The 250-nt window shown below is 50.0% G+C and carries 1 protein-coding gene; it reads left to right on the top strand.

The window, feature by feature from the left end:
- Positions 1-60 precede the first annotated feature (60 nt).
- Positions 61-250, top strand: a 190-nt coding sequence (locus JEM65_RS21520) for a helix-turn-helix transcriptional regulator (RefSeq protein ID WP_199603801.1), incomplete at its 3' end; no start/stop codon positions are given.

Here is a 250-nt window from a genome sequence, read left to right as displayed (position 1 = left end):
GAAAACCGAATTCACTTTGTATCACGCTGGGCATGTAGACCAATTACAGGAGGTCTCTACATGCCGCACTCAACGCTGATCCGCCTCGAAGAAGTCATCAAACGCACCGGCCTTAGCCGTTCTTGGATTTATCGCTTAATCGACGAAAACCGTTTCCCGGCACAGGTAAAACTGGGTGTCCGGGCAATGGCGTTTGTGGAATCTGAAATCGATCAATGGATTGAAAACCGCATTACGGAGTCGCGTGGAG

Origin of the sequence: Gelidibacter salicanalis (genome assembly GCF_016469035.1) — a bacterium.
In the GTDB taxonomy this organism is placed as follows: Bacteria; Bacteroidota; Bacteroidia; order Flavobacteriales; family Flavobacteriaceae; genus Gelidibacter; species Gelidibacter salicanalis_A.
Note: the sequence above shows the minus strand (reverse complement) of the source record. Positions and strands in the feature narration are given on the sequence as shown.